Below are 12,714 nucleotides of genomic sequence, written 5' to 3'. Positions count from 1 at the left end.
TCGCGTACGGCTTGCGTTCACTCACCCGGCTATCTCAACACGTTCACGCCCACCAGCTAGGCATAACGCTACAGATTCACTCGATCACACTACGACATCAGGGGCAGGGGCCCACAGACCGCCCTCTCATGTCGCAGGTGTTGCCCTAAAGGGAAGATCAGCCTCCGTTGTGGCCTCGAGCAACGACTACGTGGCGGAGAGGACAGCCATGAACGGATCTCCGGGCGGATAGATCAGCTTATGTGGCTGTCGATCGTGATGCTGAGGTGGGGACCGACGTCAAAAGCGCCGTGCCGCTGGGCACTGTGCCGACCGCGGTCGGCCGTCGTCCGCTCGTCGGTCACCTGCTGAGGCTGGCCCGTGACCCGCTGGGCTTCCTCGCCTCGCTGAGCGGCCAGGAACATGGGCTGGTCCGCATTCTGCTGGGCCGTACGCCCCTGTATGTCGTCACCACGTACGAACCCGCGCACGACGTTCTTGCCGAACAGTCGCACGCGTTCGGCGTGGGCCGGATGTTCAAGCAGCTCAGCACCCTCATCGGGGACAGCCTGGCCACCTTGGAAGGCCCCGGCCACCTCATGCGGCGCAGGCTCTTGCAACCGCCGTTGCTGAGGGCTGAGATGCCCGGATATGCCGGCGTCATCGCCCGACTGGCATGCGAGCTGAGCGATTCGCTAGAGCGGGGCCGGGCGGTCCGCATGGACCGGGCCTTCTATCGCCTGACGCTTACTGCCGCCGCGGAGACGCTGTTCTCAGCGGGTCTGGCGGGCCCCGTCGTCGCCGAGGTGGACCGGTCGCTGCCGGTCGTCACCAACGGGGTGGCGTTGCGGGCGTTCCTGCCCGCGGCCTTCGAGTCACTGCCGCTGCCGGTCAACCGCCGTTACGAGCTGGCGGTACGGCGGTTGCGCCAGGTCATCGAGTCGGCGATCGACGGCCATCACGCAGCCGCACCGTCTGGACGCAGCCTGCTGTCAGCGCTCATGGTCGCGCGTGACGATGACGGTGGCCGGGGGCTGACCGACGGGCAGATCCGCGACGAGATCATCACCATCATGCTGGCAGGCACCGACAGCCCTGCCGCTGTTCTGTCCTGGGCCCTGCACGAACTGGCCCGCAGTCCGGAGGCCGAACGCAGGTTGCACGACGAACTTGACGCCGTCCTCGACGGCCGGCCCGCCGGACCGGACGACGTGGCCGCGCTCACCTTCACGGGACAGGTGCTCAACGAGGTGCTGCGCCTGTATTCAGCCGTGGTGGTCATGCGTGCCGCCGTAAAGCCCGTCGTGATCGGTGGTGTGGCGGTGCCGTCCGGCACCGAGCTGCTCATTTGCCCGTACGTGATCCACCGCGACCGGCGATTCTTTCCCGAACCGGACCTGTTCGACCCCGACCGCTGGCTGCCGGCGCACGCCGGGCTGATACCCCGCAAGGCGTTCCTGCCCTTCGGTGCCGGGCCGCACAAGTGCATCGGCGACGCCTTCGCCTGGCAGGAAATGGTGATGGTGTTGGCCACGCTCTGCTGTCGCTGGCGGTTTCGCCCCGCGCCAGGCCACACCGTGACGGCCGTGCCGGGTGTCGTGCCCCGCCCCGACAGCTTGCCGATGATCTCCGAGGCGCGCTGACTCGCGAGCAAGGCAGCCGGGATGACGCCCGGAGAAGGCATTGTCGATCCCTGGCTGTAGCCATCTTTGCGGACGTTGGTCGCCGCCGCTGGCGAAATCTCTGGCCCACTTGCCGATCTTCACGGGCTTGATCAGGAGTGAGCTTGGCCCCACCTGTGGTAGGCGAAGGCGGATTGCTGGGCACGGGACTGGGCCAGACGAGAGAAGTCAGTGCCGGTTTCGACGATGACGTGCGGCGAAGCGTCGAAGAGGAAAAGCAAGATCGTGCTAGCCTTGCGGGGTTTCGAGGCCCGGGCCCGGATGCCGCACCCGGCGGGTAAGACCGCGGACAAAGCTGTGCCCCGGGCTGCGTGCTCGCAGAGGCAATCCCGGGGCTTATGTGATTCAGGGTAGCATGTTCTGCGCTCGAGGCGGGAGGGGCGACAGCCGGTGGAGCAGCACGAGGCGCGGCATCTGCACGCCGTGCTGAGCCAGGCCCGGTTGCCCGAATATGAGGTGTTCTGCAACGGCGACAAGGTGGCCGCCCTGCGGCTGTTCTGCTGGAACACCGAGGTCGCCGCCGCGTTCTACGGCCCGCTGCAGCATCTGGAACTGGCCCTGCGCAGTGTGCTCGACCAGCGCATGTTCCTCCTGTTCGGCCAGGAAGAGTGGTGGGATCACCCGCGGGTGAATCTGCATTACGGCGCTCAAGCGAAGATCAGAGATGCCATCCAGCAGCTGGGCAGGCAGGGTATTGCGCCGGCGCCCTCGGAGGTGGTCGCCGAGCTGCCCTTCGGGTTCTGGGTCAGCCTGCTCGGGCGTGGCAACAACTACGACCAGCGGCTCTGGCGTGCATCCCTGTACCAGGCGTTTCCCGGCTATGGCGGGGCCCGCCACGCGCTGCACCGCAAGCTGGATTTCCTGCGTGTGCTACGCAACAAAATCGCGCATCACTCCCCCATTCACCACCGGCATCTGGACGCCGATCACCAAGCCATCATGGTGATGCTCGGCTACATCGACCCGCGCCTGGCGGCGCTGGTAGCCCGCTACAGCCCAGTGCCCGCTGTCCTGGCACGCCGGCCACCTCCGCCATAACCCGCATAGCTCGGCGCCCCGGCGAGGTCTCCTGCCGTCGGTGCGGTGAGGGCCGCGCCATCAGGCCTCCTATGCGTTGCCGATCTGCCAGCCAGCCACGTCGTTGACGGCTCCGAGTGCTTCAAAGTGGCAACCCATCGCGGACCGCGGCCGGTGGTTTCCCGGTGCGGAGGAGCCTAGGGACAAGGGAGCGTCGAGGCGCCGGCACACCGTGATCACCGAAGGGTCGGTCAACCGCTGCTGCTTATGCGATGAGGCCAATAGTCGGCTATAGGCCCCGATACGTAGCGGAGGCGTCCGCTCTCCGCTTGCTCCGCGGCTCCTGATGGCTTTGGCCGCCGCCTGGCAGGTTCCGGTCATCGGCCGTCCACCAGTTCGTACAGGCACCAGCGCCACCCGTCGGACTGGATCCCGGTGTCGCCGCGCAGCACCGCGTCGCCGGGCAGTTCCTGCTGCTGCCCGAGCAGGCCGGCATGGTAGGGGTAGACGTGGAAGGTGCGCTCACGATCGGGCCCGGCGGCGTGGGCGGCAGTCCACAGGCGCATCGTGCTCCCATCCGCGGTCACACTCACCTGCAGGAGCTCACCCACGAGGCGGGCACGGTGGGGCCGGTCGTCGATCGGGATCTCGACGTAGTGGACGCCCGTCTTGTCCGGCGGCGGCGCGATGGCCCCCGAGATGTTCCATGGCTGCGCGTGCAGTGGGCGGACGGAACCCTGCCCGGCATGTCCTTCACCGAGATTGTCGCCATCCGGCGACCGACCAGCCAGGCACTGTCGTCCTGGCAGTCAGCGATCAGCGATCCGCTTCCCCTGCCGACCATCGAGGATTACCCCAGGCCCACCGGCGAAGATTGAAGCGTGTCGGACAGCACCGGCCGCAGCCCCGGCGGCGCCGGTGCTGGTGGACGAAACGCGGCCCCACCGAGACAATCGGCTGCGTCTCTTCGCCGGTGTCGGCACGCCGTGTCATTGACCGGCGGACCAGTGCCCCTCCCGGGCATGCCCTGCGCGCCTGGCGCTGAACCAACCCTCGTGCTCGGACAGGTGTCCGGCCGCCACGAGGCTCTCAAGTAGTGCGCGGGTGGCTTCCACGACGGAAACGGACTGATAGTCCGGCTTGCCCCGCGCCTGCGCCACGTCAACCGCCCGCAACGGCTGATCTGCGCTGGCCATCAGCTGCAGTATCCGCTGGATGGTCCTGCTCCACGGACCGGCTACCGTCGTCTCATCAGGAGGGGCATCCGCAGAACCTGATGCGAGGGCCGTCGCCGACGCGGCAGCGTGGCCAGCGTTGCGGCCTTCAGCTCTGCCCAGGCCCAGCGCTCGTGCAACGGTTGCGATGGCAGCCGGCATGATCGTGGCGGCGTCGCCGACCTCGCATACAGGGTTCAGGACCGGATGGTCATGATCTTCCAGGGCGTCGAACGACTCCCCGACGTGAGTCAGCGGATCGCGTTCGTCCGGCCGTTCGGCTGCCTGGGTGAAGAAGGCGACCACGTAGGCGATGACGGCCGGCCACACCACCCGAAGGGCCTGCTCCCACCTCTGCCTATCCGACAAAGACACCGGATCGTGGCTGTCGAACTGATCGAGGTCTTCATCGGCGAGTTCTTTCAGCAGGCCGTCGAGCACGAGCTCGCGCAAACTGGGGTGAGCGGCATCGATCGCCGCCACGACATCGCCGAGCTGGGCTCCGGCGCCGAAGGACGCCAGGGCAGGGGGCCGGTCACTGATTTCGGCGGGCAGCCAGATCCACAGCCCTGCGGGACGGCCCCAGTGCTCTGCTGGAGGGAGCGTCAAACGGCCGGCCTGGCGGGCGAAAGCGTGGATGCGCGGCACCAGGCCGGGCGAGGCCAGGCACGCCAGCAGGGCGGTAGGCCCGGCCCATCCAGCAGGAACGGACAGATCGTTGAACGTGAGCTGATCCAGTTCGTAGACCATGGCCACGGTGTCGACGCCGTCGATGAGGTCGCCGTCGAACACGCACGCCGGGCACAGGGAGACCTCCTGCGCGGCCGTGGGACGGATCAGATGCCCGGATGGGTAGCCGTCACCGCAGATCACGCATTCGGCTCCGGCTTCGGCGCCTGCCATCGCGACGTTGGCCGCGCGCGCCCTGGTCAGCGCACCCGAAAATTCCGCCACGACGATCGCGGGTGGCGTGCTGGCGGGAAGCCGTGCGTCCAGACCGCTGTCCTCGCTCAGCGGCGCGGTGATCGACACGACGGGAACCTCGCTCAGATCAACGTCCGGCCCATCAGGATCGTGATCGACCTCGAGGGAGGGCCTGCTGATCGCCACCCGGGCCGGACCCGGGTAGAGCAGGCGGCCGCCAATTTCGGGTCGGGATTCAACCTTACCAGCGTCGGCTGGCCAAGGCGTTTCAGGCAGCGGGATGGCCGGTTTGGCTTCGGTGCCTTGCTGGCACGGCTGCTCGACTCTCGTCAGGCCGACATGGCCTGGCTGGCCTCAGCGTCCGGCGTTCCGGAATCCGAGCTGTGGTCGGTGACCGGCGGTGAGCCGCCGTCGGTGGCACAGCTCGAAGGTCTCGCTGCGGGGCTCGGGTTCCGCACCGCCGATCTGCTCGTGATTGCCGGAGTGCCGGTACCGGAGTCCTTGGAGCCGTGCGAGCCGGCGACCGGGCGAGAGCTTGAGGCCCTCATCGGGATCGCGCTGGCCTTGCCGTCCGATCAACGGGCTCGTGTTCGTGAGACGGTCGAGCAACTGCCGCAGCTGCTGGCTGCTCGCCCGGCGGATCCGCCGCGGACCTTCTTCAGGCGAGATGGGAGCGCCGGTTCGATGCTCGTCACCATGCTGTGCGCCAACCGGAACCTGTACTCCCCGGTCGCGGCCGCCAAGACCCTGGCCAGGATGACGAGAGGGCGCATGTACGTGTCCGCCTCGACTCTCCATTCCATCTCTGCGGGCCGCACTGCGCTGAAGCCGGCATTGCTGGCCGGGTTCGCGACCGTGCTTGGTATCCCTGCCGCTGATCTCGCCGCCATCACTGGCATCGACCCTCCCGAACCGCTTCCGCCCGACGACCCGCCGGCGACTGATATGGCCGACCTGCTGTGGGCGTGCCGACGCCTGACCACGAACCAGATCGAACATGTACACCGTGAGGCGCAAGCGATGCTCGTCGAAGTCCCCGCCAATGCTCCCGATGACGACTGGAACCGCGTCTACAAGCAGAATGAGACGTGGTGGGGCACGCCCAGGCGGTAGTCCGCCCGATGCCTGCCATGTCGGGTCACGATGGGGTCGTGTGTACGCTCTCCGAGCTCGCCCCATCAAGACCGCTGTTCGGGCCCGGCAAGCACGACGCGGGCGCGGGCGTGCGGGTCCAGCTCACGCGTCTTGCCGTGGCCGGCCACTGCGAGGCGCCCGGTGCGCCGACATATCTCTTGACTTCGCCGCGCAGTGAGGCGAAGTTGTAAGGGAAGGGAGTCCGCCATGTCGCGCTTGATCGTCGTGTGTCTCGACAATCGCACCGAGCACGTCGACCTCGATCAGCTCACCCCCCGCGCCCGCGCTTTCGCCGAGGCCATCCACGACTGCTTCGGTCACCAGCCGCTGGAAATTCGATTCGAAGGCCCGCCACCGTCCGACAAGAGGCAGGCCGACTTCTACGGCCGCGCCCCGCGGCACAGCATCACCCGCAACTGGTCTCCGCGGCCGCCGGAGATGACGGCCGTGCAGTGGCTGGAGCGCGAAATCCGCACCCTGCCTCTGGACTGGTATCCGGTCTCCGCGCTGCACGGTGAGCGGGTTCCTTCCGCGGAGGAAGGAGCAGCCGATCGGGTGCTGACGCGCGAGACGGTCCTGAAGTACCTGCGCGAGCACGGCTACCCTATGAGCGCGCAAGCTTGGGACACCCTGAGAGGCACCGGCCACCTCCCGGAACCTGACCGCTACGTGTGCAGCCGTCCACAGTGGCGGCCCGAGACACTCGATGCGTATATCCACCGGCCGCGTGAACTCTGGACGGTCAGCCAGATCGCCAGCTACCTCGGCTACAGCGGCACTACCGCGACGAGTTCGGCTCGCAAGCAGCTGTCCCGCTGGGGGTTCACGGCCGAAACCCGAGACGCCGGCCGCAGCGGTGAGTCCCGCTATGCGGCCGACCAGATCATCGCGGCCCAGAAGCACCGACCCGGGCAGGGCCGCCGAACGGACCTGCACCCGAAAGCTGCAGACCCGCCCCATGTGAGCCCCGGGGGCGAGGAACGCGGGGCCAGCCATTGGCGGTGAGATGGATCATGGTGCGCACTCTCACCCCTTAGCCTGTGGAAACACGAAAGAGTGCGTTTTCCGCGGCGGGCTATCCCACCATGTCCGGGACCGAAAAGCGGATCAACACCGTTGATCGCGCAGCGCCCTGACCTGGTCGAATAGCCCATACCGCCAATGGCTGTCTCTGCGTTCCCCGACCCCGTACCAGGGCCCGGCCGTAGCGATGGTTATCTAGGGTTGTAGGGCCCTTCCTGCAGGTCAGAGGAAGATGATCTCTTCTTTCACGTAGGCCAAGTCGACTGGGCTCGGTCCGAGCCCATCGTTATCGAACATGTGGAAAGCCCATGTCACAGTCCCCTGATGAGCGGCCATGGACGGCGTGTCCGTGTGTGGGAGCACCCCCGGTTCGATAGGTGTGAGGCTCATGATGAACTTGCGTCCGGAGGATCAGCGGCGCGCGAACTCTCCTGCTGAGCGCATGCGACATGCCCGATACTGGTTGCGTTGTGCGGGGGTGACCGACCCGACTCCGAAGCTGGTGGCGGCCGTAGCTGAGCACGCGGGTAGTTGCCCGGGCGGTTCCTGGAAGTCCTTGGCCGTCGAGTGCCTGGCCCGCAAAGGGATCATGCCCACTGTCGAGACCATCGACGACAAGCTGGCCGCCTGGACCGCGTGCCTGACCGAATACGCGCGCCGCGAGGGGGAAGCCCAGCCGAAGCAGTGGGCCGCCAAGGTCATGCAGATGGGACGGGGCCGCAGCCAGCGCGTGATCAAGCTGCCGCGTCCGGCCGTGGCGATGGCGTGGCTGGACATTCTGGGCCAGCCGGTGACCCTGCTCCAGATCGATCGGCTTGCGCCGTGGGTCCAGCGCATCGGTCACGTCACCCGCCAGGAAGTCCTGGCCTGGCAGGCGTTGGTCAGCCGCGGCGAGCTGCCCACTCCGGAGGCCGTCGAACAGGAGGTCCTGGCCCAGAGATCTCAAATGCCTGACGATCTCCCTGGCCGGACCGGCGAGGTCGTCGCGTTCGTCACGAACTTCGTCGCCCGCCGCAATATCGGCCCCACCTGGCAAGAGGTCGGGGCCACCTTCGGGTGGTCCCGCCCCGAGGTCCATGCGGCCATCCATCACCTGGCCGAGCAGGGCTTGCTGACGTTCACCGCGACCAAGAGGTCTCTGCGCCCCGGGCCGGGCAGCATCGAGACAGCCTCCCAGCCCTCGGCATCCTGCTGTTGAGGGGTCAGCCGGCGGGCCAGCCGTCGAGGCTGAAGGGGTGGCCGTGGTGGTAGGCGTCGATGCCGGTGCGGATGTAGGTGACGAGGTCGCCGGGCAGATCGTCGAGGGGGAACCAGTCGATCTTGTCGCATTTGCCGGGCTCGGCGTTGACGGGCTCCCCGCTCCAGCGGGTGGTGGTGAAGAAGACGCCGATGCGGGCCTGGCCGTCGGGGTCGGCGTGGTGACACAGGTGGGCGAAGGCCAGGTCGGCGGGATCGATGACGATGCCGAGTTCTTCGCGGGCCTCGCGGGCCGCGCCCTCGGGCAGGGTTTCGCCGGCGTCCAGGCAGCCGCCGGGCACCGACCAGAAGCCGTCGGCGAAGCCGGTGTTCGCGCGCAGTAGCAGCAGCACGTTGCCGTCTCGGATGAGGATCAGGTGCACCCCGACGTGAGGGCGGAAGGTCTCGGCTGGTGCGGCCATGGCCGTGCTCCCCGCGGTGACGACGCGCTCGACGCCCCGGCTCGATGCTGGGGGTCAGGTCACGCTATCGCAGTGCGCGGGGAGCTCGGGGGTGCTCGGCGAGGGCCGCCGCAGACCGCCGCCCGGGGGCTCGTCAGATGCGGGCCAGCGGCGCCTGCCCCTGGCCGGCGGTGTGGTCCGTGGCGTGGGCCATGGCGTGGATCAGGTCGGTGAGGCGGTCGGCCAGTTGGGCCGGGGTGCGGCCGTCGGTGTGCAGGTGGTAGGCGGTCGGGTCGGTGGCGGCGATCTGGTCGTAGTGCTCGGCCAGCCGCCGCAGCAGGGCGCGGTCGGCGATCAGGTCGCGGTCGGCGGCGCTCTGGTCGGGCTTGGCCCTCATCCGCGCGGTCAGCTCGTCCAGGTCGGTGTGCAGGTAAACGGTGATGTCCGGCTCGGCCAGGTAGCCGGTGAACGGGGCGATGGCCGCCGCGACCGTGGCGTTGTCCAGGCCGTGGACGGCGGCGTGGTTGGCGATGACGGAGTTGACGTAGCGGTCGGCGACCGCGTGCCCGCTCAGCAGTGCGTGGCGGGCCAGGTCGGCGGCGTGCAGCGCGCCGGCCAGGTAGAAGGCCAGCTGGGGCAGGGCGCGAGCGTGGCTGTTGATGTAGGGCTGCAGGTCCGAGACCGGGGCGGGGACGGTGTGGAAGGCGCGGCAGCCGAGCCGGTCGGCCAGGTGGGCGGCCAGGGCGGATTTGCCCGATCCGCTGATGCCCTCCAGCACCACGAAGATCCCCGATCGTGGAGTGTCGGCGGGCTGGTAGGCGGGGGTGAAGCGTGCGGTCACGGCAGTGTCCCTTCGGTGAAGGCGTCCAGGTGCGCGGAGACGGCCGCCAGCAGCGCGGCCGGATCGTGCGTGCGGGATGTGACGTCCAGGCGCAGGTCAGGGCGCAGCAGGCAGGGGCTCAGTGCGCCGGCTGAGTCCAGGCGCAGCGCCCAAAAGCCCTCGATGCAGCGCTCCCGCTCGGGGCAGGTGGCGCACTGGCCGACGTGGTGGCGGCCGAGGGAGGCGTCGATGACTTCGATCGTCATCGGGCCGGTCCTGCCGGGGACGGTGAAGACGCGGCGGCCCTGGCCGGTGCCGGAGGTGACGACGTCCTCGGTGGTGGCGATGGAGCGCAGAAAGGCGCTGATGTCGCCGGAGGCCACCTTGACGCCGCCCAGGTCGGCGTTGTGGTCGGTGTCGACCAGCTCGATGATCTGCAGGCCGGTCCCCAGCTCACGGGCGTAGGCGATGATGTCGGCCACCTCGTGCGCGTTCTGCTCCTGCAGCAGCAGGTTCAGCTCAACGATCGGGATGACGCCGACGGCGGCCTCGATCCCGGCTTTGATCTTGGCGATGTCGCCGGGCTTGCCCTCGGCGATCGCGGCGATGGAGGCGTCGGAGAAGTAGTGCAGCGACACCTTGATCCGGTCCAGCGCGGTGGCCGCCAGCCAGGGCAGGTCCTTGGTGAGGGTGAGCCCGTTGGTGATCAGCGTGGTGGTGTAGTCGTCCATCCGGTGGGCGGGCAGGCCCTGCAGGATCGGGCGGGCCAGCGGGGACAACAGCGGCTCCCCGCCGGTGAAGAACACGCGCCGGATCCCGGCGGCGGTCATCGCATTGATCGCCGACAGGAAGTCGCCGGCGTTCAGCGCCCGGCGGCGGGGCTGGATGGCGCGGTCGTGGTGGGTGATGCGCGGCGGGATCTCTCCTTCGTTATGGCAGAACCAGCAGCCGAGCTGGCAGCGCGGGGTGAGCGAGACGCGCAGCTGGCCGCCGCGGCGGGCGAAGTCGCCGGCGCCGCCGGACAACCGACGCGGCATCGGCAGCATGGGCAGCGTGGGCGGTGTGGGCAGGTCGGTGCGCAAGGTCATCGGCAGTCCTGTCCGTGATCGGTGCGACCTGGTGGGCCGCGTCGGCCTTCACCGTCCGCCCGGTTGCCGCGTTCGGGCAGATGGAGGGGCCTGTGCGCCCGTGCGGCCCGGCCTGCGGGTCTTGCGCGCGTCTTGCGCGCACCATCCCCGGCGGTTAGGTGTCGGTGACGGTGGGTTTGCTCATGAGGGCCTCCGGCGACAATGACGCCGTAGGCCAGCGAAGGGCGTCCGCGATGACACGGCCGGTCACCAACCGCGCGCTGGAGACCCTGCTCACCGAGGCGGCCTATCACCGTTCGCTGGCCGCCTTCGCCCGCCAGGTCAACCGGGCCGCCGCCGAGAAGTATGGGCTGGTTTTGAAGTACGACGGCGCGTCGGTCTATTGGTGGCTGCGCGGCCGCTGCCCGGAACAGCCGGCCCCGGAACTCATCGCCGACGTGCTCACGGCCCGGCTCGGCCGCGCCGTGGCCGCCGGCGATCTGGGGTTCGCCGCCCTGGCGGCCGACGCCGACGCCAAGACGCTGTCGTTCCCCACCACGGTGCCCGCGGCCATCGAGACCGCCGCCGGGCTGTGGCAGCGGCTCGGCGCCACCTCCTCTCCGGCAGGTTCACCGGGGCCGCTGCCGCCGCATGAGTCGGCGCCGTTCGTGGCCAGCGCGGCCGAGCAGGCCGGATGGCGCTGGCACTTCGACCCGCCCGACGCCGACGTGGCCCGGACGGCGGGCCACCCGGTCGATGTGCTGGACGTGCAGATGCTGCGCTCGTGCGCCGAGCAGTTCCTGGACCTCGACCGGCGCCATGGCGGCGGACACGCCCGCGCGTTCCTGGGCGACTTCCTCACCCGGGACGTGACGCCCCTGCTGCGCGGGCGTTATGGCGACGCCGTCGGCCGGGACCTGTTCGCCGTGGCGGCCGAGCTGACCGGCATGGCCGCCTTCATGTCCTATGACATCGGCGACCACGGCAGCGCCCAGCGCGCGTTCATCCAGGCGTTGCGTCTGTCGAAGGCGGCCGGGGATCGCCTGCATGGCGCGCATATCCTGGCCAACCTCGCCACCCAGGCGATCTTCCTGGGCCTGCCCGGCGAGGCTGTCCGGCTGGCCCGGGCCGCGGTCGAGGGCGCCGGCCGCCGCCCGTGCGCGATGGTGGCCGCCCGGCTGCATGCCACCGCGGCCAGCGCTCACGCGCTGGCCGGTGAACGGCAAGGCTTCGCCCAAGCGCTCGCGCGAGCCACCCACGCCCTGGACCGCGCCGAGACCGGCCCGGCCTGGACCCGCTATTTCAGCCCGGCGCACCTGGCCGGCGCCGCGATGCGCTCGCTGCTGGACCTGGGCCTGCCCGACCAGGCGCTGCGCTATCAGCACCAGGCCCTCGACCTGGGCCCGGCCAACACGCGCACCCGGGCGTTGCATACCGCCCTGACCGCGACCGCGCATGCGCGCGCCGGTCACATCGACCAGGCCGCGCTCTTGGGGGCCCAGGCGCTGCAGATGGCGCGGCGAGTCCGCTCCCGGCGGGTCACCGCCCGCCTCACCCTGCTGGCCGCCGTGCTGAACCCGCATCGGCCCGTCGCCGAGGTCAGCGCGTTCCTCGACCAACTGCCGGACCAGCCGCCGGACCAGCCGCCCGGTGGACAGATCGGCCAAATCGCGGGCGGGCATCCCGTGCCGGGGTAGCGTGGATGAGGTGAGTCAGACCTATCTGCCGCCCGAGCAGTGGTATGCCAGCCTGCCCACCGTTCACCTCTCCGCGTGCATGCTGCTCACCGACGACGCCGATCGCGTCCTGCTGGTCAAACCCAACTACCGCCCCTATTGGGCGGTGCCCGGCGGGATCGTGGACGACGGCGAGCCTCCCCAGGTGTGCGCCGGGCGCGAGGTCGGCGAGGAACTCGGCCTGCAGGTCCCCGCCGGCGCGCTGCTCGTGGTCGACTGGGTGCCCCCGATGGGGGATCGGCGGCGGCCGATGATGAACTTCATCTTCGACGGCGGCATCATCGCCGATCCCTCCCGCATCCGGCTGCAGACCGACGAGCTCGACGCCGCCGAGTTCTGGCCCTGGGAGGAGGCGGCCGCCAAGCTGCCCGCCGCGACCGCCGCCCGCATCCCGGCCGCCCGCACCGCCCGCAAGAACCAGCAGACGATCTTCCTGCCCGCCGAGCGCGAGGCCTGAGCCGGTGCACGGTGCGGGAGGAGG

Annotated in this window: 14 protein-coding genes; 9 read left to right on the top strand and 5 right to left on the bottom strand. The window is 69.4% G+C overall.

What is annotated here, in order from left to right; all coding sequences use genetic code 11:
• The first annotated feature begins 266 nt into the window (after window positions 1-266).
• Window positions 267-1,622: a cytochrome P450 gene (locus tag ACTWPW_RS59935; RefSeq protein WP_443174365.1), complete on the top strand. Its 1,356-nt coding sequence runs from the start codon at window positions 267-269 to the stop codon at window positions 1,620-1,622.
• Window positions 1,623-2,051: 429 nt separating this feature from the next.
• Window positions 2,052-2,699, top strand: coding sequence for a hypothetical protein (locus ACTWPW_RS59930; RefSeq protein WP_443174364.1), 648 nt, complete (start codon window positions 2,052-2,054; stop codon window positions 2,697-2,699).
• A gap of 356 nt (window positions 2,700-3,055) precedes the next feature.
• Here the strand turns inward: ACTWPW_RS59930 and ACTWPW_RS59925 are convergent, their stop codons facing one another.
• Window positions 3,056-3,244: a hypothetical protein gene (locus ACTWPW_RS59925; RefSeq protein ID WP_443174363.1), complete on the bottom strand. Its 189-nt coding sequence runs from the start codon at window positions 3,242-3,244 to the stop codon at window positions 3,056-3,058.
• A 57-nt stretch (window positions 3,245-3,301) separates the two neighbouring features.
• Between ACTWPW_RS59925 and ACTWPW_RS59920 the strand changes: the two genes are divergently transcribed.
• Window positions 3,302-3,556, top strand: a complete 255-nt coding sequence (locus ACTWPW_RS59920; RefSeq protein ID WP_443174362.1) for a hypothetical protein — start codon at window positions 3,302-3,304, stop codon at window positions 3,554-3,556.
• Window positions 3,557-3,667: 111 nt separating this feature from the next.
• Here ACTWPW_RS59920 and ACTWPW_RS59915 read toward each other — a convergent pair whose 3' ends face one another.
• The gene (locus tag ACTWPW_RS59915; protein WP_443174361.1) at window positions 3,668-4,924 is read right to left on the bottom strand and encodes a hypothetical protein; all 1,257 of its coding nucleotides are present in this window, start codon (window positions 4,922-4,924) and stop codon (window positions 3,668-3,670) included.
• 42 nt (window positions 4,925-4,966) lie between these two features.
• Between ACTWPW_RS59915 and ACTWPW_RS59910 the strand changes: the two genes are divergently transcribed.
• The 4 genes from ACTWPW_RS59910 to ACTWPW_RS59895 all read left to right on the top strand — a co-directional run bounded on the left by ACTWPW_RS59910 (window position 4,967) and on the right by ACTWPW_RS59895 (window position 8,171).
• Window positions 4,967-5,929, top strand: a complete 963-nt coding sequence (locus ACTWPW_RS59910; RefSeq protein ID WP_443174360.1) for a hypothetical protein — start codon at window positions 4,967-4,969, stop codon at window positions 5,927-5,929.
• Between the two features lie 8 nt (window positions 5,930-5,937).
• On the top strand, window positions 5,938-6,141 hold the full coding sequence (locus ACTWPW_RS59905; RefSeq protein ID WP_443174359.1) for a DUF6004 family protein: 204 nt from the start codon (window positions 5,938-5,940) through the stop codon (window positions 6,139-6,141).
• Between the two features lie 16 nt (window positions 6,142-6,157).
• The gene (locus ACTWPW_RS59900) at window positions 6,158-6,955 is read left to right on the top strand and encodes a hypothetical protein (RefSeq protein ID WP_443174358.1); all 798 of its coding nucleotides are present in this window, start codon (window positions 6,158-6,160) and stop codon (window positions 6,953-6,955) included.
• Between the two features lie 607 nt (window positions 6,956-7,562).
• Complete coding sequence (locus tag ACTWPW_RS59895) at window positions 7,563-8,171, top strand: hypothetical protein (protein WP_443174357.1); 609 nt, start codon at window positions 7,563-7,565, stop codon at window positions 8,169-8,171.
• Between the two features lie 4 nt (window positions 8,172-8,175).
• Here ACTWPW_RS59895 and ACTWPW_RS59890 read toward each other — a convergent pair whose 3' ends face one another.
• The 3 genes from ACTWPW_RS59890 to ACTWPW_RS59880 all read right to left on the bottom strand — a co-directional run bounded on the left by ACTWPW_RS59890 (window position 8,176) and on the right by ACTWPW_RS59880 (window position 10,518).
• Window positions 8,176-8,631 carry an NUDIX hydrolase gene (locus ACTWPW_RS59890; protein ID WP_443174356.1) on the bottom strand — a complete coding sequence of 152 codons (456 nt, stop codon included), beginning with the start codon at window positions 8,629-8,631 and terminating at the stop codon, window positions 8,176-8,178.
• Window positions 8,632-8,764: 133 nt separating this feature from the next.
• Window positions 8,765-9,451 carry a dTMP kinase gene (locus ACTWPW_RS59885; RefSeq protein ID WP_443174355.1) on the bottom strand — a complete coding sequence of 229 codons (687 nt, stop codon included), beginning with the start codon at window positions 9,449-9,451 and terminating at the stop codon, window positions 8,765-8,767.
• Complete coding sequence (locus ACTWPW_RS59880) at window positions 9,448-10,518, bottom strand: radical SAM protein (RefSeq protein ID WP_443174354.1); 1,071 nt, start codon at window positions 10,516-10,518, stop codon at window positions 9,448-9,450. The genes ACTWPW_RS59885 and ACTWPW_RS59880 overlap by 4 nt, the downstream gene beginning before the upstream one ends.
• 233 nt (window positions 10,519-10,751) lie before the next feature.
• Between ACTWPW_RS59880 and ACTWPW_RS59875 the strand changes: the two genes are divergently transcribed.
• Together ACTWPW_RS59875 and ACTWPW_RS59870 are read left to right on the top strand one after the other, a co-directional pair.
• Window positions 10,752-12,194 (top strand): hypothetical protein, encoded by a 1,443-nt coding sequence (locus ACTWPW_RS59875; RefSeq protein ID WP_443174353.1) that lies wholly within the window; start codon window positions 10,752-10,754, stop codon window positions 12,192-12,194.
• A 10-nt stretch (window positions 12,195-12,204) separates the two neighbouring features.
• Window positions 12,205-12,690 carry an NUDIX domain-containing protein gene (locus ACTWPW_RS59870; RefSeq protein ID WP_443174352.1) on the top strand — a complete coding sequence of 162 codons (486 nt, stop codon included), beginning with the start codon at window positions 12,205-12,207 and terminating at the stop codon, window positions 12,688-12,690.
• Window positions 12,691-12,714: the final 24 nt, after the last annotated feature.

This window comes from Nonomuraea sp. KM90 (assembly GCF_052246675.1).
Taxonomy (GTDB): Bacteria; Actinomycetota; Actinomycetes; order Streptosporangiales; family Streptosporangiaceae; genus Nonomuraea.
This window is presented reverse-complemented; position numbering and strand designations above follow the sequence as displayed.